The 22,452-nt window shown below is 42.2% G+C and carries 16 protein-coding genes and 3 pseudogenes; 6 read left to right on the forward strand and 13 right to left on the reverse strand.

What is annotated here, in order from left to right:
• Positions 1 to 11: 11 nt before the first annotated feature.
• Entirely contained in the window at positions 12 to 599 is a 588-nt protein-coding gene (locus HWQ47_RS24025) for a lipase family alpha/beta hydrolase (RefSeq protein ID WP_269968499.1), read from the reverse strand.
• A 109-nt stretch (positions 600 to 708) separates the two neighbouring features.
• Between HWQ47_RS24025 and HWQ47_RS24030 the strand changes: the two genes are divergently transcribed.
• Positions 709 to 1,716, forward strand: a complete 1,008-nt coding sequence (locus tag HWQ47_RS24030; RefSeq protein WP_269968500.1) for a class I SAM-dependent rRNA methyltransferase — start codon at positions 709 to 711, stop codon at positions 1,714 to 1,716.
• A gap of 429 nt (positions 1,717 to 2,145) precedes the next feature.
• On the opposite strand, the gene HWQ47_RS24035 is transcribed toward HWQ47_RS24030, so the two are convergent.
• The 8 genes and pseudogenes from HWQ47_RS24035 to HWQ47_RS24070 form a co-directional block, all read right to left on the reverse strand.
• Positions 2,146 to 2,529 carry a hypothetical protein gene (locus tag HWQ47_RS24035; protein ID WP_269968501.1) on the reverse strand — a complete coding sequence of 128 codons (384 nt, stop codon included), beginning with the start codon at positions 2,527 to 2,529 and terminating at the stop codon, positions 2,146 to 2,148.
• Between the two features lie 259 nt (positions 2,530 to 2,788).
• A pseudogene (locus HWQ47_RS24040) lies at positions 2,789 to 3,766 on the reverse strand (transposase).
• A gap of 467 nt (positions 3,767 to 4,233) precedes the next feature.
• Positions 4,234 to 5,610, reverse strand: coding sequence for a class II fumarate hydratase (locus HWQ47_RS24045; protein WP_269968502.1), 1,377 nt, complete (start codon positions 5,608 to 5,610; stop codon positions 4,234 to 4,236).
• A 61-nt stretch (positions 5,611 to 5,671) separates the two neighbouring features.
• Complete coding sequence (locus tag HWQ47_RS24050) at positions 5,672 to 6,046, reverse strand: hypothetical protein (RefSeq protein WP_269968503.1); 375 nt, start codon at positions 6,044 to 6,046, stop codon at positions 5,672 to 5,674.
• Between the two features lie 140 nt (positions 6,047 to 6,186).
• On the reverse strand, positions 6,187 to 7,392 hold the full coding sequence (locus HWQ47_RS24055) for a cation:proton antiporter (protein ID WP_269968504.1): 1,206 nt from the start codon (positions 7,390 to 7,392) through the stop codon (positions 6,187 to 6,189).
• Positions 7,393 to 8,071: 679 nt separating this feature from the next.
• A complete protein-coding gene (locus tag HWQ47_RS24060) occupies positions 8,072 to 10,036 on the reverse strand; it encodes an alkyl/aryl-sulfatase (RefSeq protein WP_269971848.1) in 1,965 nt (654 codons plus the stop codon).
• Between the two features lie 221 nt (positions 10,037 to 10,257).
• Positions 10,258 to 11,346 (reverse strand): AraC family transcriptional regulator, encoded by a 1,089-nt coding sequence (locus tag HWQ47_RS24065; protein ID WP_269968505.1) that lies wholly within the window; start codon positions 11,344 to 11,346, stop codon positions 10,258 to 10,260.
• Between the two features lie 3 nt (positions 11,347 to 11,349).
• On the reverse strand, positions 11,350 to 11,784 hold the full coding sequence (locus HWQ47_RS24070) for a GNAT family N-acetyltransferase (protein WP_269968506.1): 435 nt from the start codon (positions 11,782 to 11,784) through the stop codon (positions 11,350 to 11,352).
• Between the two features lie 482 nt (positions 11,785 to 12,266).
• Here HWQ47_RS24070 and HWQ47_RS24075 point away from each other — a divergent pair, with 482 nt between their 5' ends.
• The 4 genes and pseudogenes from HWQ47_RS24075 to HWQ47_RS28145 form a co-directional block, all read left to right on the forward strand.
• A complete protein-coding gene (locus tag HWQ47_RS24075; RefSeq protein ID WP_269968507.1) occupies positions 12,267 to 13,439 on the forward strand; it encodes an MFS transporter in 1,173 nt (390 codons plus the stop codon).
• Positions 13,440 to 13,736: 297 nt separating this feature from the next.
• Positions 13,737 to 14,114: a DUF3135 domain-containing protein gene (locus HWQ47_RS24080; protein WP_269968508.1), complete on the forward strand. Its 378-nt coding sequence runs from the start codon at positions 13,737 to 13,739 to the stop codon at positions 14,112 to 14,114.
• Positions 14,115 to 14,603: 489 nt separating this feature from the next.
• Positions 14,604 to 15,662, forward strand: a pseudogene (locus tag HWQ47_RS24085) (bifunctional diguanylate cyclase/phosphodiesterase); the annotation flags it as partial.
• Between the two features lie 120 nt (positions 15,663 to 15,782).
• Positions 15,783 to 16,013 (forward strand): annotated as a pseudogene (locus HWQ47_RS28145) (methyl-accepting chemotaxis protein); the annotation flags it as partial.
• 103 nt (positions 16,014 to 16,116) lie between these two features.
• Here HWQ47_RS28145 and ppnP read toward each other — a convergent pair.
• The gene (gene ppnP, locus HWQ47_RS24090; RefSeq protein ID WP_269968510.1) at positions 16,117 to 16,398 is read right to left on the reverse strand and encodes a pyrimidine/purine nucleoside phosphorylase; all 282 of its coding nucleotides are present in this window, start codon (positions 16,396 to 16,398) and stop codon (positions 16,117 to 16,119) included.
• Positions 16,399 to 16,468: 70 nt separating this feature from the next.
• Positions 16,469 to 17,260, reverse strand: coding sequence for a class I SAM-dependent methyltransferase (locus HWQ47_RS24095; RefSeq protein WP_269968511.1), 792 nt, complete (start codon positions 17,258 to 17,260; stop codon positions 16,469 to 16,471).
• Between the two features lie 396 nt (positions 17,261 to 17,656).
• Between HWQ47_RS24095 and HWQ47_RS24100 the strand changes: the two genes are divergently transcribed.
• A complete protein-coding gene (locus HWQ47_RS24100) occupies positions 17,657 to 19,045 on the forward strand; it encodes an aminotransferase class V-fold PLP-dependent enzyme (protein WP_269968512.1) in 1,389 nt (462 codons plus the stop codon).
• Positions 19,046 to 19,115: 70 nt separating this feature from the next.
• Here HWQ47_RS24100 and HWQ47_RS24105 read toward each other — a convergent pair whose 3' ends face one another.
• Positions 19,116 to 21,491, reverse strand: coding sequence for a putative bifunctional diguanylate cyclase/phosphodiesterase (locus tag HWQ47_RS24105; RefSeq protein ID WP_269968513.1), 2,376 nt, complete (start codon positions 21,489 to 21,491; stop codon positions 19,116 to 19,118).
• Between the two features lie 5 nt (positions 21,492 to 21,496).
• Positions 21,497 to 22,429: a transporter substrate-binding domain-containing protein gene (locus tag HWQ47_RS24110; protein WP_269968514.1), complete on the reverse strand. Its 933-nt coding sequence runs from the start codon at positions 22,427 to 22,429 to the stop codon at positions 21,497 to 21,499.
• Between the last annotated feature and the right edge of the window lie 23 nt (positions 22,430 to 22,452).

Below are 22,452 nucleotides of genomic sequence, written 5' to 3' on the forward strand. Positions count from 1 at the left end.
ACTTATGGTCTTTAAGGGCAATGATTTAATTCCTCTAATATGTCATCAACAACTTGATGGCTAAATATCATCGACATATGTAGATAGACGTTAAATTGCTTGTTCACTGCCACAGGCCAATGGGAACGACTCGGCGCAACGGTATAATCAATCCTTGCGCTATAGGAAAAAAGCGACAGTTCACTCACTGTACTGACCGTCTCATCTAGTAAGCTTAACAATTCACTGTTCGGCCTAAGCTGTTTGAAAGCTTTTGACGGATAGGGAAGATAAGCCATATAACTGCCACGATGGGGGCTTGAGATAGTGAATAAGTGCGTAGTGCGTAAGTGCCCCTCTAACTGTTGCAGATAATAGCGAGCAACTATTCCCCCCATACTAAAGCCAACAATAGCGATCTCTCGCTCATATCCGAAACGATTGTGGATCTGCTGTTTCAAGTTTTCAGCAGCAAGCTCAACGCCATCTCTGCCATCGAAGGGAGCTAAGGTAGGGGCAAAACAATCGAAGCCCTGAGACTCGAATTGTCTCTTCATCCAGTCCATCACCCTGCCAGTATTAAAAATACCGTGTACTAAAACTAACTTTGGTCTATTCATCTGTCAGTAAGCCTCAAATTTTACGCCGATTTTAGCGAGCAATTTTGTTATCATTGCGCAGCGGCAACGGCCTGCAATCAATATTAGCCATTTAAACGAGTTATTTACCATGTCTATCTCTACATTTTTAGCTTCCGCCCTCGAAAAACGTCACCCGTTACTTGCCCAAGCTAAGACAAGCAATACTGATTGTTATCGTGTATTTCATGGCACTGTCGAAGGCGTAAATGGCCTAAACATAGATAGGTATGGTGAAGCGTGGTTAATACAAACTTTTCATCAAACACTCAATGACCTAGAGCTAACAGAAATTCGAGATGCGTTAACGCAAGTCGAAGCACTGCCCATTATCTACAACGATCGCTCCGATAAAAACTCTCGAGTGATGAATCAACTTGATATTTGTAGCGAAGACATTGCCAATCAAACTCTGGTGATGCATGAAAATGGCATTAAATTTATCTCTAAGCTACGCCACGAAGGACAAGATCCGCTGCTGTTTTTAGATATGCGTGTCGGCCGTGAATTTGTCAAAGCCAACAGCAACAACAAAACCGTACTCAATCTGTTCTCATACACCTGTGGCATAGGTGCAGCAGCTGCTGTCGGCGGAGCAAAACGTGTGGTCAATATCGATTTTTCATCATTCGCCTTAGAAGCAGGCCGCAAAAATGCTGAGCTTAATGGTGTATCAGATGTTTGCCAGTTTATTCAAAGCGACGCCTTCCCAGCACTGCGTCAGCTAGCCGGACTTAAAGTGGGAGGCCGCCGTAATCAAAAACTACCCGCCTACCCCAAAATGACCGCGACACAGTTTGACCTGGTTTTCCTCGACCCACCACGTTTCGCCAAAAGTGCCTTCGGTACCGTGGATCTGATCAATGATTATCAAGGTCTATTTAAACCCGCCATGTTAACCACCAAGAAAGGCGGCACCATCGTCTGCTGTAACAATGTCGCCAAAGTTGACCGTCAGGCTTGGTTTGATAGCTTAGTCAAATGTGTCGAAAAACAGGGACGCAGTGTCGTCAACCACCAGTGGTTAAACTGCCATGAAGACTTCCCTTCGTTTGATGGTAATCACCCATTGAAGATGGTCGCTTTAACTTTAGGTTAAAGCCTTTAGTTTCAGTGTTGGATGACTTGTCGGATAACACGTTTCAAGTATCTTTGAAGTTGGGTTCATTTGGCAGGTTTGGTGTTTAATTGTTTTTAGGTAAGCATGGCCTCAATGTTGTTTATTGCTTGCAGCAGGCCGATGTGTAAACACTTCTGTGACACGCCGCAAGCACAATCCCTGTGGGCTCTACCGTGACATCCCTGTCACGGAAGGTCACAGCCGCATTCACACCTGATTATTTATCTCTTCGATTTTGCCTAATTCGCTACGACCCGTTTATTAGTGCCCTTCTAAAGAAGGGCTTTTACGGGGTCTCTCAACGTAAATGTCACCCATTATTTCAACTTGGGAGTAATTCTACAGACTCGGTACTGGTAACAACGGCGCGTTAGCTTGTCATTCAAAAACAATGACAAGACTCAATCGTCAGATTTTATTGCACTTGTTAATGTGGTATTCACCAAAGTATTTGGCATTTAATAACCCCGAACGACGAAGAAAAGTACACATATCGCAACTATAAGCGTATATAATCGCAGGGCCGAGATTTCCATTCTCTGCCTCTGAAGCCAAATATGCATTGAACTCTTTTTTGCTTTGCCGACGCCCATGATTTGAAGCTAGATTGTGTTCACCAATAGGGGTTGTACCGTTAGTAACATATTGTTTTGCTGCTGCCAATGTTGGTAATGGCCCGAAGTCATGTTTTTGTTCACTATTTAGTACATACCAGCTTGAACCCTCTTTGATAATATACCTTCCATCAGATACAGAGTATTGACCTGACTGAATCCTTTTTACAGCAACCATGCTTCTCCCCATTGCCTAACGTTTGATTAAACAACTGCACAAAAATCAAAGCCACCCATTATAAATCAATAGCATACTGAATCTTTAGCATACGGTTTAATGCTCTACTAGTTTACGCAAGACCCCAAGCGAGTGGTTCAAACTTTACGGTGCTGTAACGGAGGAAAAACCATTGTATTCGGCATATATGATGAAATTCAGGCAGAACTTTTTGACTCTGTGTTTATGAGCCTATTTTAGGGTGAAATGTTTAACATTCTTAGTCTGCTTGTAGGTGCTGACAGCTACGAGAGAAATGCCGTCGTCGCTTTCCCAAATGTTCACAATAGCGGGTTAGCTCTTGCAGTGTTCCTACTGGACCATGAAATAGTTTGCCAAAGTCAGTAATGATTTTTATCCAGTTATTACTGGGAATATTGAGTCTGTGAAGTATCTTTTCAGCACTAGCAGAAATTGCGCTTCGCTTGTCATCACAAATGATTCTGCCCGTTTCATCAACTAATACAAGATAGTCCTTCAGTGTGAAATTTATCCCTTTAGGTTGATTAAGGCGTTCATCCCCAATAAAGGGTAGTAGCTTCGCTGGCTGCTCATCGTTTATGGCAGACTTTATTCTAAGTTGGATACTAGTGTGATCTGATTACTCTGGCGTATCAGCCACTTTTGCTCGAATGGGATTGAGGTCAACATAAGCCATGCAAGCCAATACTGCAGCTTCATCCAATAACGCCTGACTTTTAAAGCGCCCCTCCCAAAATCGCCCCGTACAACCATCTTCCTTATTCGCCATTCGAGCAATGGGTTCGTTTAATGCTCTCATAAACCAAGATATGTCACTTAATCGACTTCGGTATTCGGCTATCGAATGTTTTAAATTGTTAACTTCATGGCTTTCAATCACTTCACCTTGAGCAAACTTCTGAGTAATGTCAGTCCCTTTGAATAGTTGATGCCAGTGCTCCACCACTTCTCTATCAGTCCAACGATTAGACTCATAAATATCAACGTTCAGAACAAGATGGAGATGGTTTGACATCACTGCATAGGCGGCAACATCAATTGCAAATACACCCGCTAACTTTAGCAACTGAGATTCGACCCAACCACGCCGATGGTCATAGTTTTTCCCTGTGAATTTATCATCCCCCAAAAGTATGGCTCGTCGAGATACTCGTGAGCAACAATGGTACCAAGGCGTGTCTTCAATACTAATTTGAGTTATTCTTGGACGCGGCATAACAACCTCTCACTTAAGCTCATCATTAAAGCTTAGTAAGTGACATGAAGTTATGCCATTTAGAATGGGTGGCACTATTTCCCTGTCGAGATACTCGTGAGCAACAATGGTACCAAGGCGTGTCTTCAATACTAATTTGAGTTATTCTTGGACGCGGCATAACAACCTCTCACTTAAGCTCATCATTAAAGCTTAGTAAGTGACATGAAGTTATGCCATTTAGAATGGGTGGCACTATTTCCCTCTATTTCCTCTATTTCCCGCACTATTTCCAAACAAAGCGATTCACCACGGAGAAAATCAACAGCAAGAGCTCCTGCTCTTCTCTGTGATCTCCGTGAAGCGTAGCGCTCCGTGGTGAAAATTTTTTTGCCTTAAACTTTAAACACTTTTAACCACGAATGAGGCAACTTGACGGCTCCAGCCGTAAAAATGTCATTCAATAAAACTCAAATCGAAGCACTGTATTACAAACCACCTAAGGTGAGCTTAGTTGGGTCTAATAGCACCTCTAACTCTCCTCGTGGGATATCCGTTTCCTCTTCGGCAACGTCGAGTACTGGTCGACCCTCCTTGTAGGCTTTCTTGGCAATATCAGCGGCTTTGGCATATCCAATAATCGGATTCAAAGCGGTGACTAAGATGGGGTTACGCGCCAATACTTTCTGTAACTGCGCCTCATTGACAATGAAAGTGGCTATCGCTTTGTCTGCCAGTAGATAACTTACATTGGCAAGTAGATTGATACTGGAAAGCAAGTTGTCTGCAATCATAGGCAACATGACATTTAATTCAAAATTACCTGATTGACCACCAATGGTGATGGCGCAATCGTTTCCAATAACCTGAGCGGCAACCATAGCGGCAGCTTCAGGGATCACTGGGTTTACCTTACCCGGCATAATCGATGACCCAGGTTGCAAGGCTTGCAGTTCAATCTCACCAAAACCCGCTAACGGCCCTGAGTTCATCCAACGGAGATCGTTAGCTATTTTCATCATAGACACCGCGATGGTTTTCAGCTGACCCGACAAAGCAACCGCGATATCTTGAGTGCCTATGTGACTGAAAAAATTGTTCGCGGACATAAAGGTTAAACCGGTTGCTTCACTGAGTATACGGTTAAACTCGGCGGCGAAATCCTTATGGGCATTAATGCCTGTTCCCACCGCAGTGCCTCCCTGCGCGAGGCTGTGTAACTTAGGCCTTATTCCATCAATCAGTTCGATATTTTGCTCTATCTGGCTCGCCCAACTCAGCAAGCTCTGGCTCATACGCACCGGCATTGCATCCATCAGATGAGTTCGCCCAGTCTTCACATGATGATCAACTTCATCGGCTTTTTGCTTAATCACTTTCAACAGATGCTTAAGCGCAGGTAGAAGGTGTCCGTCTAGCTCCATCGCCGCGCTGATATGAATACAGGATGGAATAATATCGTTGCTGCTTTGACCATAATTAACATGATCATTTGCGCCGACGGTTTGGCCCGCTATTTTAGAGGCCAAAGTGGCTAAAACTTCATTGGCATTCATATTCGAGCTGGTGCCCGAGCCAGTTTGAAACACGTCAACAGGGAAATGTTGCATCATATTTTGCTCGTTAAGCAGTTGGCTTACTGCATCTGAGATTGCATCAGCCATATCTTGTGGTAACAATGCTAGTTTGGCATTAGCTTGAGCCGCAGCCGATTTAGCCATAAGTAAGGCTCTAATAAAGGCTTTAGGCAGAGTTTTGCCACTGATAGGAAAGTTATTCACCGCTCGCTGGGTTTGAGCACCATAGAGCGCTGAAGCCGGAACCTGAAGTTCTCCCATACTGTCTCTTTCAATACGTGTATTCATGATCTTTCTATTCATCCTCATTGCCGTTTGATATACATTGCCCCCGTTTCTATGAGCTGTTTCAGTGAGCAAAACCAGGTTTAAAGAACTGGCTAGTGATTCTTAATTCATAAAAGAGTTTTTCTAACTCTTGTTTTTGAGAATCACAATCCACCAGCCTCGACAACACGCTAAGAGGCTTATAGATGTTATCTAAGCACCAGAGCCGCCAGTGACTTGAGAGCATGTCATCAGATAAAGTATCGAGCAGTAATTGATATTCCGCGACATAAAGAGACCAAGCGGCATGCTTACACCCTCCCACCAAAGCTTCCTCCATGGAAAACCAGATCAGCACCAAACTTGGATTATCAACCTCTTCACCATGGCGTATCTTATGGCGCAGCACATTAATCGCAGGATCTTGACGTTCAAACTGTGGGAAACATTGACACATACAAACCACTTAATGAGAATAACAATTAATCTCATTAAGTGGTTTTATCTATGATAAGTCAACGATATTTACTCAATTCAGTAATTAGCTAACTTAGCTAAGCATAAACTTGCAGATTAAAATACTTACTGATTTGTTATCTATTCCTTGTGAGATTTGACATATAAATTAGCAAATGGCTGGGCTGTTAAGCCATGGGCAAGAATACTCATTAACACGGTCAAAGTGACGATGGCATAGATGGTTTCTAACCCTTGCATCGTCCCCATATCATGAACAACGATTAACACGTACAGAATTGAAGCTATGCCCCGTGGGCCAAACCATGCGATAAACGCCATGGTAGCTAGATCCAATTTGGCACCAATCAAACTGATCATTACAGGAAGCATTCTCAGTACGGTTAGGCTTAAAAAAGCATATAAAACAACATCAAAAGTAATATAGGGTAAGGTGATAGGAACAAAGACCAAACCGAATAAAAAGAAGCTCACAAGTACAAATAATTCACCTTCAGTCTCGGTAAAACCCTCAATATGTTGTCTGGTTGTTTCACTCGTATTGCCCGCGTAAAGACCCGCAAAAAAAGCAGCGATAAAACCATTACCACCGAATGACTCGGCCAAATAAAAAGACAAAATAGCTAAAGCTATGGGAATAAGATTCTCATAATTCAACTCCATCCATCTCCTCTCAACGGCCTTCATGGTGAACTTAGTGCCTAGGTAGCCAACAGCGCCACCCACCAAGGCCCCAAACACAATTTGTTCAACCACATAGCCCATCCAGTCGTTATTTTGGGTTTCCGTTAAGCCACTAAGGATCATTGCAACCACAGTTAACACTATGGGGAAGACGATACCATCGTTTAAGCCACTCTCAACATTGATGCTCAAGCGGATCCTTTCAGGCACTTTTGGATCCGTTACCACAGCTTTGCCCAACGCGGCATCAGTCGGCGTAAGCAGTAACGCCAGCAAGAGCAGATAAGTCACAGGCTCGTCGGGGAAGATAAGCGTTGCAACAAAAGTTCCGGCAACAATGGTGATAGGTAAACCTATGAATAACAGACGAGCGGGGATTTTCCAGGATTGTTTTAATAACTTGAAATCCAGCAGAGCAGCATCGGCAAACAACACTAGGACCAAAGCGATCTCAACGATTATTTTCACAAAACCAGCATCGACCTCCACCTGAGTAATATTAAAGCCTAAGGGAGAAATTAATATCCCAAAGCAGGTAAACATCATGGGGCCAGAAATATTAAATCGGGACAAAGCTTTAGAGATATAGCCGTAAAGCAGTACCAGTAAGGCGATGATTAAAATTACGATATGGTCGTCCATGTACACCCTCAAATACGATACAATTACGTTGAATTCACGTGGGATTTAAGCAGTTACAACTTCAGCGACCTAGATTAGCAAATATGCGCTTATTTAGCATGTACTGAATGTGAGTTCCAAGCCATTACTGCATTAAAATGAGTTCACTTTAATCAACTATTTTAGACATATATTTCAACTATAAATTATAGTTTGAAGTTAGGGTTCTTAAAGTGGCCTGCATCAGTAAACCATAATGAAAGCACCATCTTCAAGCTAGATCCTGAAACCAATTCAGGATGACGACAGGCAGTATTAACCATTTCTGAAAACTCAAAATTCAAAGCTATTCGTAAAACCTAATCAACCTTCATTCAATAACTTACAAGATTTTCGCCACGGAGTTCACTGAAGACACGGAGAGAATCAAAAGCAGCTCACTACAACTCAAAAAAGCCAAATCGAAGAGATATCCTGCTTTAAATCATCAGGTGTCGATACGGCTGTGACCGTCCGTGACATGGATGTCACGGCCGGGACTATAGGGGTATATTTGTGTCGTGTCACAAAAATTTCTACACATTAGCTCACCGCAGGTGATAAGTAACAATGAAAGTTCGACTTAAAAAAACTCCCAATACCAACTCAGCCAGAAGCTAAATCAGAAAATGAAACCTACCTTCATTCGAAGGCATCTACATTATGGTGTAACAATATTAAACACGCCTTTTGGCTTATCCAGTAACCCGAAAAAGCTCACCAGATCGAGCTTACTGCCCTCAATACCCAGTTCATCTGAAAAGAGTATATCCGCAGCACTGGCGCTACCTATGATGATATCGATAAAGAGCTCATGACTGATATTCAATGTCGCATCGGCATCGGCATTTTTCGGTGCTTTTCTATGGTTTAACACCGCATTTTTAAGGGTCAGTACGTAATTTTCATCGAGATCGGTGAAATGGATATTGAGTACAAGTTCCTCACCAAACGCATCAGGGCCTACCACTCGTGACGCCATGGATTGCAGGAAGTTCTCCACCGGCGATCGCAATAAGATCTGTTTCATCGAAGCCAGATCAATTCCCTTCTCTGGTGCTCCGTGGCGCAGCTCATACGCGGCTGAAAGGTAAACATCTCGCCAAGGAGCCGACTCAGCCTGATAACCTAACTGATCATAGGTGTTAGCCAATAAGGCTTTGGCCGCACTATTGTCGCTGTCGGCGAACACTAAGTGATTTAGCAGCTCAGCAGCCCAACGATAACTTCCTTCAGAGTAAGCTGCCTGAGCATGCTTTAACACCGCGTCAGCCCCTCCCATCACCGCGACATACTTAACAGCCGCACTTTCTTGGGGCAGAGGGTCTAAATTCACAGGATTGGCGTCATACCAGCCAAGATAAGCTTGATACACAGCTTTGGCATTATGCTTGGCCGTTCCATAGTACCCTCGACTCGAAAATGTATTCGATAACGAAGGTGGCATCTGGATCTCTTCTGCAATCTCATTTGGCGTCAAACCAGCATTAAGCATACGTACCGATTGATCATGAATATATTTATAGGTATCTCTTTGCGTCTCTAAGAAGTCTGAGATGGCACCATTACCCCATATGGGCCAATGGTGACTGCCAAAGTAGACTTGTGCCTCTCCTTGCTCCATTAACGCATTATCGATAGAACGGCTCCACTGTAGCGCATCCCTCACTTTAGCGCCCCTTAAGGTATAGAGGTTATGCATAGTCTTAGACACCAGCTCAGCACCGCAATAGGCTTTCTGCTCAGGCAGATAAAAAGTGAACTCGGCGGGAGCTTCTGAGCCCGACACGATTTGAAAATCAAATTGGATCCCATCAATGATATGTGACTCATCAATTTCAACCGAGAGAGTCGGTGATAAAATACCAAAGGTGCCAAACGCTGGCTCTTTACCTAAACCTGAGTCGATATGCCCTCTCTCGCTCCGAGGCAGTTGCTTACCATACATATACATGGCGCGGCGACTCATGGCCGTTCCCGCCATGACATTTTCACTGGTCGCTTCATGCATAAATCCAGCGGGGGCGACAATATCGATCCCAGCCAACTCAGTGTCAATATCTCCCTTAAAAAGTCCTAGTGCCCCACCAAAATGATCCATATGGCTGTGGGTAAATATAATGGCAGCAACGGGCTTTTCACCTAGCTGTTGATTCACGAAGTCCATCGCAGCACGAGCGGTTTCGGCGGTGGTGAGCGGATCGACAATGATCCAGCCACTTCTCCCCTCAATAAGGGTCATATTAGCCAGATCGAAACCACGGATCTGATACACCCCCTTAGTCACCTCGAACAAGCCTTGGATATTATTCAGGCTAGCCTGACGCCACAGGCTAGGATTCACACTGGCGGGGGCGTCTCCATGAATAAACTCATATTCAGGTGTGTTCCATATCGTCTCCTCTTGTGAACCACTCACTTTGAGATTAGGAAGAGTGGCAATTAAGCCACGTTTGGCATCAGTAAAATCTTGGGTGTTTTCAAATGGAAGCTGCGTTAGTAATTGGCTATTAGCCGCAATGGTGTAATCCGAAGCCGGAGAGAAACCCTCAGCATCTACGCGACTTGACTCACTCCCATTTATCGGTGGCTTATCCGGCACACATGCCACCAACAACAAGCTCATTGAGTAAGGAAGTACAAAGCTAAACGCTTTGCCGGCTTGCTCTCTTATGGATTTAACATTAGTCCTGATATTCGGGCTCGAGAGTGTCGTAAAGTAGGTAGGAAGATTCAACATATGGCTAAGCTCTATCGATAACAATTCAAACTAACCTATTACATCTCCACAACACTGGGGTTATCATTTTCCGCCAACCATCAATTAAACAGAATTTGAATCATGTTCTATTTTTTGTAGGAGGCGCTTAGGTGTAGACGGTATCGGCTGGGACTAATCCCATACCAGAGATGAAATGCTCGGGTAAAGTTACTTAAACAGGTATAACCGAGCTTATCGGCCAATTGAGTCACACTTAGCTCACTATTTCCCAGATAATAATGCGCCAGCTCCTTACGTTTATCTTGCAATAACAGCCTAAAATTGGTGCCCTCTAATTGCAGGTATCGACTCAAGGTTCGCTCACTGATGTTATAGATTTTTGCCGCTTTAGCAGCCGTTGGATCACCAACAACTAGCATTGCATGTATCGCCTGATAGGTCTTCTCTCTCCATGTAAGCGCCTGCATCTGATGTAAATATTGGCGCACTTGATGCTCGTTCTCTGCCGCCAATTTAGGATCTGCCATCACAGTGGACTTTTCAAGCATACCTCTGTCCATCCACATACAGTTTTCCTGTTTGTTAAATGAGACTTTGACCTTAAAGCACGCCACCCAAGGAGTAGGATCTTTTGGCTCTGCTCGCATCAAGTCGACACGGTGAATAAAGCTGGAGTCACCTATCATCAAGTCACCGTGGTGCATCAAGGTGGCAAAAAATGCATCTATTGCCATATGACTAATATCAACCCCATCAAGAGGTGTAATAGTGAAACCTAGCAACTGAGGCGTTCGCTGTAACTTGATGCTGGCTGAGTTACTCACCAACGCATAGTAACTAGGTAACCTCTCAAAAGCTAAAGCTAAGGTATCAGAGGTCATCATCAGACGCCCCAGAGCCCTAAAATGCATTGGGTAGGCATACTGACCCACCCTTAGACCAAATGAAGCCGACTGTGTCGCAACTTCGACACCATGCCAAAACCGAGTCATCAAATCGATGGGAACGCGAGAATCCGGATCCGATTCTAACTGAGCCAAGGACAAACCTGCATCTTCAAATATCGCGCTAGGCTCTATACCCGAAGCATTTAAGCTTCGCGCTACGGCTAATGACCAAGCTGCAATGGTTGTATATTTGGCTTCAGTTGATCTTGTCTCATGTTCTGATAACACTGAAACCAAGTTCTCCGGAATAGATCCCCCAAACTTCATAAGCTAAGCTGGAGCACGTAACATATGAAACTCATCTTCATCCTCAGCTACTAAAGTAAACCCTAAGCGTAAATAGAGTTCTTTAGCCGGATTAGCTTTCAATACAGTGAGCTCAATCGGTTTACCACTACTCATCGACCACTCGATAACCCGACCCAGTACCATCTTACCTAAACCATAACCCTGATGAGCAGGTGAGATTTGGATCTGCATGATCTCAAACTTGTCACTCTCCTCGCGAAACTTCAATGTCCCAACTCTCTCTTGCTGACAGATGATCAGATGTGAGCAATCATAAGCCTCATCGAGCCGAGACAGATGCTCCGCTTGAGTCAAGAATATTCCCGCTTCCTCTAAGTGATCCACCATAGTCAAAAGCCTCAGTGTTAATAAAAAATCACGATCCTCGGATCCAGCCTTAACCAGCCCAAAATCCATTCGGTTTCACTCCCTATTGTGCAAATGTTATCCATTATATTTAGGCTATCAGTTTTGCGTTTACATTTCTCCCTTGTAATTTTCAACCAACCTAAACCAAAAAAGAAAATATAGAATAAACAGAGCTTCATATGAATACTACACCCTAGTAGCACCCACAAGCAGTAAACAACACTAAAAACACCGAAAGAAATGACTATGTCATATATACAAAATTTCATTACTCAAAGATTAAGTATAAGAAAAAAGTAAAAATAACAAATTAATCACCATCAAAAATAAAAACAACACATCAACGTAACTAGATGTTATTAATGAATATAAAAGCAAACATATAAAAATAATCTTTATAGATAATTTATTTTCTTTACTTCTGATTAAAATGAGAATACATTCGCAAAAAATAACCATTCGTTGGTTAATCACGACTTACACCACCAAAGACACCTAGACTAGTTAAAAACAAGTTAAAGGGGATGAATGTGACAATTAACACTAATGAAACAAACAAAAATAGCACGTTCGTCCCAGTAGCAGGGCTATCGTTTTTCGCTGTGGCTTCCGGCTTTTTAATGAGCCTAATCCCACTATCGTTATCCTCTTTCGGACTTGATGATTCACTTGTGCCATGGCTTGCCAGTATCTTTTACTTTGGTCTGCTTATCGGTGCAACTTGCATAGAAAGTATCGTTGCAAAAACCGGACACAGAATTGCATTCATCCTGTTTTTGGCCTTACTGATCTCGACCATAGTCTTGATGTTATGCTTTCCAAGTGCTGGAACTTGGTTACTGGCTCGATTTATTGCAGGTTTTGCTGTTGCTGGTATATTCGTTGTCGTCGAGTCTTGGCTACTGATGGCGGATAACGCGAAACAGAGGGCTAAACGTTTAGGCCTATACATGACCTCTCTTTATGGCGGCAGCGCCTTAGGTCAGCTGGGTATAGGTCCTGTTGGAATCAATGGGGTATTACCTTACTTATGTGTGCTCGTGCTATTAATGCTAGCAATATTGCCTCCTTTATTGATAAAAAAAGGGCAGCCTAAAAACGAGCATAATCAGAAAATGAAGTTTCGTGAAATAAAGAAACTTAGCCGCCCTGCAATGCTCGGTTGTCTAGTTTCAGGACTGTTACTTGGGCCTATATACGGAATAATGCCTGTTTATATTACCAATCAGGTGGGCTCAGCAGAGCAAACTGGTATATTGATGGCTACCATCATTTTGGGTGGCATGTTAGTGCAACCACTAGTGAGCTATTTATCGCCTAAGATGAGTAAAAGTTTGCTGATGGCACTTTTTTGTCTGTTCGGTACACTGGCTATAATAGGCATTTTAGAGTCACACTCATTTATGGTACTCACTGCAAGTTACCTATTGTTGGGCGCTTGTAGTTTCGCGATATACCCAATAGCTATCACACTCGCTTGTGATGCAATAGCAATGGAAAAAATCGTCTCAGCAACTGAGATAATGTTATTGAGCTACAGTATCGGCTCAGTGTTTGGTCCCTTGTTGGCATCGAATCTATCGGATTCTCCCAATGCATTGATCTTCTATTTAGGCGGTTGTTTAGCGACGACTTGCCTCTATATGTTTATCAAGAGTGTTGAAAAGATCCACACTGGTCAGACACCTATTCCAGGCGCTTAACCCTAAAAGGAGGCTTTCAGCCTCCTTTTTTATATCCCATTTTTATGCCTCTACATTTAGAGCCAATACCTCGCTATCTCGCCTACTCATAAACAGTGCAAATGTAGTAGCAGTGCAAATCCAAGTCTCACTATTGCAACACGCAACCAAATCCAAATTTTTAACCAACTGATAAATAAACTGATCTTTTTTGGTTCGAAAATTGCCTTATCTAACTATCAGAAGATGCAAATTGCGCTAGAAAAAAATGTTCGAATGTAATGAGCAAGTACATAAATAAAGCGGTAGGTAACAATTATGAATCAACATGAATTTCCAGATTTCGACACCTTGATGAAAATGGCAAAAAATAATCCTGAAAAACTTGATAATTTACTTAGGGATGAGATCAATCAGGTGATAGGCAGTGCATCGGAAGAGCATCATCATCGTCTAAGGGGCTTGCAGTTTCAAGTTGATGCCCAGCGAATATTAGCTAAAAACCCGATGGATGCCTGTATCCGTATTTCACAGATGATGCACAGATCTTTAGGTAAGTTGCATATGACACTTAATGAGTTTTCCGAACAGCATGATCACAGCAACTGGGCATTAAATGACTTGTCAGATAAACAACACGATGTCAGTGATATTATTTACTTTGAGCGAAGTAAACACTCACCTGAAGCAACATAATTTTTTATCATTGTCTAAAAGCGGGTAAACATTGGAACACTTTTGCCCGACTTAACCACAAGCTAGTAGTGCTATTGGGAGGTTTAATGATGTGGTGAAACTTTAACTCATGTCAATTTATCATCAAGCTGAACACATCACGTACTATTCGCTAAAGCCCTTTCCAATCTCTTCCCACTTTAATAAGTTCACCCTCTCATTTTTATTACTTTTCTACACTTAAAACAAAATTAGTTACACAAAATAAGTAGCATTCATATTATTGACTATAATTTGGACAGGTACAGGAAGGAAAGACGTTATAAAACCTAAAATACCTGCGCAATTAAGAAGAAATAACCGACATTGAGATGTCATCACTATTTTCCTTTAAGCATGATACAGATTAAGAGGTAACCAGATATGGCCGGGTTTATAAAAAATTTCTTTTCTTCATCAAAGACCCCATCTGCAACCGATGAAGCACAAAATGAACTTAGAAATAAGCAGATGCAGGAGGCTATCTCTGCTGCGGGGAGCCAAGCTGTTGAAAAAGTTCTGGGTCAATCTGTAGATTCTGTGATCATGATAGATGGCCAAAATATCGTCACTTTTATCAATGATGCTGCGATGAAAATGTGGGGATACCGCAAAGAAGAGGTGATCGGGAAAAACGTAAAAATGTTAGTCCCTAAAGAGCTCCAATCCCAGCATGATGGCTTTGTTAACAAAAATCGGCGTACCCGTGAAGATGTTATTGTGGGAACCAGTCGTGATGTTGAGCTTGTGCGTAAAGATGGCTCTAAGGTATGGATTAATTTAGCTCTCTCCAGATTAGATAATGAAGGTGAGGTTGGTTACGTTGGTTTTGCACGGGATATTAGTGCACAACGTCAGGCTAGTGAAACCATGCAACAAGTACTTGAGCAAGCTCTCGATGGAGTTATCACCATAGATACTCATAATATCGTCACATTTATGAATCCGGCAGCTGAAAGTTTATGGGGCATATCCAGGGAAGATGTCATAGGTAAAAATGTAAAGATGTTGGTTCCTAATGAGTTAAAAGCCAGTCATGACACTTTAGTCAATGCTAATCGTAATACAGGCATTAATAAAATAGTCGGTACCAGTCGAGATCTGGACTTAATCCGACCCGATGGCCGAACCATTCAAGCTAATCTTTCTCTCTGTAAAATAAAGGTAGGTGGTCAGATAGGTTATACCGCCTTTGTGCGTGACATTACCGAGAATAAGCTGGCACAAGAAGCAATAGATCAGACCTTGGAGCAGGCCTTAGACAGCGTAGTTTCTATTAATGAGCACAATATCGTGACCATGTTCAATAAAGCAGCAGAAGAACTGTGGGGTTATAAACGTGATGAAGTTATTGGTAAAAATGTCAAAATGTTAGTGCCATTAGAACTGCAGGCAAACCATGACAATTTAGTCAATGCAAACAGAAATACCGGTATAAATAAAATTGTCGGCACCGTTAGAGAAGTCCCCATTTTTTGTAAAGATGGCGGTAAAAAATGGGGTTCACTCTCACTCTCTAAGGTTGAGGTCAGTGGGCGAATTTTATACACAGCCTTCCTTCGCGACGTAACTGAAGAGGTCGAGATGCGCGATGGTATGAATGAAATTATGGCCAATGTGGCTAAATCCAGCAGCGAGATTGCCGATATCGCTAAAGTTATCGATGGGATATCCAACCAAACTAACCTACTCGCCCTCAATGCCGCCATCGAAGCCGCGCGTGCCGGAGAGCATGGACGAGGATTCGCGGTCGTTGCTGATGAGGTTCGCCAATTGGCATCTCGTTCATCTGAATCAGTGACAGAAATAAACAAACTGTCTGAAGAGACTCAGCGATTCTTGCAAGATTTAGCCAGAAACCTCAAACTCGACCAAATATAATGAATTAAAATAAAACACCTCTCACTTTATTCAAGTGAGAGGTGTTTTATTAAAAAATCAACTGCTAACTAAAGTTTCGCAGCTTACCCATTTATAATTAACATTAGCCATATATACACAAGTAAGCCGTTTGAATAGAAACTTTCACCTGAAACTTAGCGTCACCAACCACATCAAATTTATCGCCAGCATTGAAAGTCTGCCATTCATCACTTCCAGGCAAAAGCACAGTCAATGCGCCCGATAGCACCTGCATCACTTCAGGCTTAGCAGTACCAAATTCATACACTCCCGCTTCCATCACACCTACAGAAGCAGGCTTACCTTCGCCTTGAAAACCAATCGACTTAACTTGCCCTTCAAAATACTCATTTACGGCTAACATCTTATTTCTCTTTAATAGAATAAATTTCCCCGCAAGATATACCACAAAAGGCTCAATATGGTTTCACTATTTAACTTTTAATGAACTTATAGATAAACCTGTCCGTTTTGCCACGAGTCTCATCTTCGAACACATTTATCGCCTTGTTATCGTCAGGATTCTTCAAGTAAAAAGCTTCCTCAACTAACCTAAAACCCGCCTCTTTCATCTGATACTTGACGATGTTTGAGTCAATTCTATGCACTGAATTTGGTGCGTCATAACCTGAACCTCTTACAGCCTCATGATCAATGATGATAAATACACCATCATCTTTCAACGACGCCCTAACCTTTGCCAGCGCTGCCTTATGATCGACGGCCTGTTGACGAAACTCAGTTTTCTTACCGGTTTTGTCATCCACATTATAGGTAAAGAAAAGGTCATGATAATTTAAGGCGGTAAAGGCAATATCGATACTTTTGTCGGGAATGTCCATATCAGCAATATCGATTTTGTCGAAACGAACCACATTATTTAAGCGATTATCTTTGGTACGCTCTATGATACGTTTTTCAGCAAAACGCCATATCACATTGTCATTTTGAGCATAAACCTTTCCTGTCGGGCCTACTGCCATCGAGAAGAGCTCTGAATACCAACCTCCGCCAGCAAACAGATCCAAAATATGATCGCCACTTTCCACACTGGCAAATTGCATCACCTTTGCGGGTTTACGTGCATCATCCCGCTCACTGTCTTTTGCAGGGCGATCACTGCTCACTAATATTTCATTCAATTCACTTAACGACAAAGGAGCGGCGTCTACAGTCGTCAAACTCGCCCCTACTATCAAACCAGCTAACATTGGTAATCTCATCATTATCCCTTAACCTGTTAAGTTGTGATTTGGATCTCTACTCTCAGCAACTTACCAGCAAAATCCCAAAGCAGGGATAAGCTTTACGCTGACCAATTGTTACAGAGCGTTACAAACAAGCCAAACCACATCCTCCATAGAGTACAACTTGCAGTAATCTCTGACATAAAATAATAAGCCTACCGCTACAGACCTTAATAAGTGCGCCCAAGACATTTAATCGATATCTACAACTGTGTGCTTCATCACGCTTTGAGCTCTTTCTCACTAATAACATCCTGGATAAATGTATATTGAAAATGCTCAACATAAGCTTGATACTTTCGAGCTTTTTTCACCTTAAATTTTTACCCTAAATAAACAATTTTATTCAAAAAATAATTCAATTAGAGAGTAACGATGAATAATGATAATAAAGATGTCGCATCAGGTTTAAACCGTCGAAATTTTTTGAAAACCTCGACTGGATTAGTGCTTGCAGGTGCTGGCACTATGATGTTTCCATCAATCGCCGCAGCTAAAGGAGATGGAGAAGGGGTTACCCAGTTTAAAGGCCATCATTCCGACAGTAAATTGTGGAGAAAAGTACGTAAGGAATTTGTATTAAATAAGCGCACTACTTACATGAACGTGGGCACCTCTGGCTCGATGCCGAAAAGCATTTTAAAGTCTTACGCTCGTAGCAATGAGATGATCTCAGCTAATCCTTGGCAGAGCAATGTGCCAACAATTGAACTGGCTAAGCAGGTCGCTCCAGGCTTTGGTGCCGATGATCACGAACTCGTATTAAACCGTAATACCACTGATGGTATGAACTCCATAATTAACGGCTTGCAGTTCGAAGACGGCGATGTCATTTTATCGACTCACCATGAGCATCCTGCTGTAACAATACCGCTTAAACACGTAAGTGAACGCTATGGTGTTGAAGTCGTCGAAGTTGAGATCCCTGTATATACCGGCGAGAACGAGATCTCAGAAGATGACTTTGTTAACGCATTTGCCGATGCTGTCGCTGAATACGGTAGCCGAGTTCGTTTGATTGTTTTCTCTCATGTGACCTACACCACGGGAACCACCTTACCGGCTAAGCGTATTTGTAAAGAAGTCGCTATTCCAAATCGTATACCGACACTCATTGACGGTGCCCATACTCCGGGTATGTTTAATCTCAACTTCCACGACATTGACTGCGATTTCTACTCAGGGGCTGGCCATAAATGGCAGTGTGGCCCAGGCGCAACTGGGATCCTGTATGTACGTGATAATGCCCAGCGTTTAGCCGAGTTTTGGAATGACCGTGAAACACCACTTTGGTGCATAAACTCATCCTCTTCCTCGACTGCACTGCAAGCTAAGTTGCAGTCTATTGGTCAAGATAACTACCCAGCTAAGCAAGCGTTAGCCGATTGTTGCGCTATGTGGGAAGAGATTGGCAGAGATGTGATTGAAGAGCGAGTGCTGGATCTCAGCGAGCTATGTAAAGAGGAGTTATTCGACACCTTCCCGTTTGCCAGCTTCTATGCACCTAATATCCGTGAGCTATCAAGCGGTTTAACCACCTTTAACCCCTTTTATGACCAATACGACGGCGAGTTATTAACCGAATTTCGCGATCGTCTACATGAAGAGTATGGCTATATTGTGCGCACGACCTCTTTCTATAACAAAAAAGAGGATATGCAAAAAATCCACACTATCCGGATCTCGACCCACCTCTTCCATGATGAAGATGATGTCGAAGGATTAGTCAAAGCGATGAAACGTCTATACCGAAAAATGTCGTAATCAATACCTATATTAACTCATAAAAAAACGGCTTTGAGGCATCCTCAAGGCCGTTTTCTATCTAGTTCTTTCATGCAATGGCACTGCAGGTCTCTTGTTCCAAAAGCAATTGTGTAAATGCCTCCGCAGTCACAGGGCGACTAAAGAGAAACCCTTGACCAAACTCACAACCATGGCTTTGCAGGAATTGAGCTTGCTGCTCATCTTCGATCCCTTCGGCTACAACTTTTAATTCCAGGGATTTAGCCATGGCAAGTATCGCCGTTACTAGAGCTCTATCTGCCTTACTTGACGCCATTTTGTTAATAAATGCACGATCAATTTTTAACTTGGAGAATGGGAACTTTTGCAGATAACTCAAGGCTGAATACCCAGTACCAAAATCATCAATTGAAAACTCAATACCCAACTGTTTAAGGTAAGCCAACATAGTCATCAAACTATTGTCTTTTTCAATTAATAAGCTTTCAGTCACCTCCATATCTAACTTATCTGCAGCAAGACCTGTTTCAGCGAGAACTTCAACGATCCTAGCCTGTAACTGCTCGCAATATCTAAACTGTACACTAGAGAAATTAATCGCGATTTTTATCGGACTTATCCCTTGCCACTTTGCAGCTTGTGAACATGCCTTATGTAGAACTATATCCCCAAGCTTATGAATTAAACCATTTTTCTCAGATAACGGAATGAATTCCTCTGGCGATACAACACCTAGCTCATTATCAGTCCACCGCATTAATGCTTCGGCACCGACTATTTTTCTGCGAGATAAATCTAAAATCGGTTGATAGTAGATCTCAATATCACCAAGATTTATCGCCTGATGCAGACGAACAGTTAGCGCTAATTTACGCTGTATCTCTTGATTCATACGCTCGTTATAGAAACTATAGCCATTTCGACCCGCATCTTTTGCCCGGTACAGCGCAGTGTCAGCCTTTTTAAGTAGAGTTTCCGCGCTATCTCCATCCTGTGGATAGATAGACATACCAATGCTGGTCGACACAAAAAACTCTTGGCAATCGATAAGAAATGGTTGCTCGAAGAGTCTCAATATCGAATTTGACTGCATCTTAGCCATATTTTGATGAGGTAGTTCAGACATAATAATCATGAATTCATCCCCGCCAAATCTAGCCACTGTGTCAGTATTTCGCACAGAATTGAGTAATCGTACGCTGGTTTGTTTTAATAGCTCGTCTCCAGCTTGATGCCCCACGGTATCATTGACCTGTTTAAAATTATCCAAATCAAGGAACATAACCAACACTTTAGTTTGGTTAGCCTGAGCAGTTCCAATTGCCTCATCTAATTTAGCCATACTGTGGGTTCGGTTCGCTAAACCAGTGAGTTCATCGTGAGTCGCCTGATAAGCGAGCTTATTCTCTGACGCTTTACGCTTATCGACCTCTTCAAGTAACAGTACATTTTGGTTAGTTAGTGCCTGTTGCTGCTCAGATGAAACGAGAATTTGAGTCTGTAACACTAAGTTAACGTTATTTACCCTCATTAAATAAAACAAACCGAGCATGACAGGCAGTGCCAATAAAGAGATCCCCGCAATAAACCAAGCTGAGGTGAAAATATCCTGCTCGTTAACAGGCTCAAACCAACTCTTTAATTTAAAGGGAGTCCCAGTAATGTCTTTCTCGAGGTAGATATTATGAGCTGATATATTGCTGTGACTTTGGGGCTTTCTAGGATTAAATGACCCAATCGCTTTATAAGAGCCCCTGGATACTGGATTAAACACAGCTAATTGCTTAAGCGAGTCCCACACTAAGATATCACCAAGTGGTGTAACCAACTTTAAACAGCTACCACTACTCTCATGCTCTTGAGTTGAAAGCTGGTGAATAACGACATCGTTATTAATCTCTGCAATCAATACTGCGACAGGTTTACCTTGATGGTAAATTGTATTTAGAAGCGTAATCGCTGGCCCATCTTGGGTTGATAGCATCACTATTTTAATATCAGCCCTTTCCATCAATTTCATTGGGACCTGGCTAACATCGAAAAACATATCTGGTTCAGTGTCAGCGATAACCGTTTCACCTAAACCAACAACCAGTAGCCTTTGATAAATCTGATGTTGATCTATCATACTCGTTAGAGTAAAAGTGTTGATTGCCTGCCTTAGATTAAACAGACTCGAGCTAAGTCCATACTCCAGAGACATCCCTGCAGCTCGGTTAGAAAAATAAGTGTTAATCGCCCCATTTTTGCTCAGATTGCTAATATTCTCCTGACTCACATCGAAGAAAAAGCTCAAATTATCAGTATAATTACTGACTTTAAGATCCAAAGCATTATGTTGAGATTCTTTTAATCTGCTTTGACCTAAGTTGGTCACTGTCAGGATTAAAAATAGATAAGCCGTTAAAAGAATGCCAGCGATAATAATGGCAGTTCTACTGTTAAACCATTTCTTTATATTCATAATATCTATTGGGATTCTATCGGAAGAGAGAAATAATCTTGGTAATAATGAAACACACTTGGATAGTATTTCTTGATTAGCTGCTTGTAACTTCCATCAAGTCTGATCTGCTTTAAATACGCATTAAAAGCTTCCCTTAGCTTAGGTGAGCCTTTTCTAAATCCCATCGCCATTCTCTGCTCTTCAGAGATAGGACCAATAACCTTGATCTTATTCGGCCATTTTTCCAATGCAATGAGTGAATCGGCAATATCTAACAATGTCATTTCCGCTTCATTATTTAAGATAGCGGGTACCATCTCATTTAATTGCAGCTGCTTGGCAGATAATATCACCTTGGCATTTGTCTTATAGAGGTTATAAAGATCGGGATCCAGACATGATTGCTTCATCGCCAGTACTTCTCTACCTTTAATTAATGATTTAACAGCAGTAATATCTTTGTTTATTGAACCACTTGGTACAATTGGGTCAAGATCTGACTCTATACGTGCAATCAACCAAACAGCAGAGGGAAAATAGTCATCAGAAAAATCGACGATCTCTTTACGCCAATCTAAAACAGTCACACCATGGGCCATCACATCGCCTTCAATGTCCTGACTTTCTGAATAGATCACTTGATTATTGATAAACTGACCATTTCGCCCTGTTAGCTTACCGAAGACGGTCGTCCAAGTTGCTGGAATGAACTGATACTCCACCCCCAGATGTGTTGCAAAATTTTGCATCAACTCTATATCTAAACCACTGTGAATCTTTTTGTTGCCTTCGGTATACTGAGTAACAAAACTCGCGTAGGGAACACCAAGATGACGTAATATCCCTTCAGCTTGGATCTCATCTAAATCTCGTGCCATCACTTGAACTGAAATTCCACCTAAGAAGATCAAAAAAAGACACTTTGTGATTAGCTTAGATAGTGCAAAAAATCGCATCGTTAATATCTCTCAGTTTGTTT

The organism is Shewanella sp. MTB7, from assembly GCF_027571385.1.
Taxonomy (GTDB): Bacteria; Pseudomonadota; Gammaproteobacteria; order Enterobacterales; family Shewanellaceae; genus Shewanella.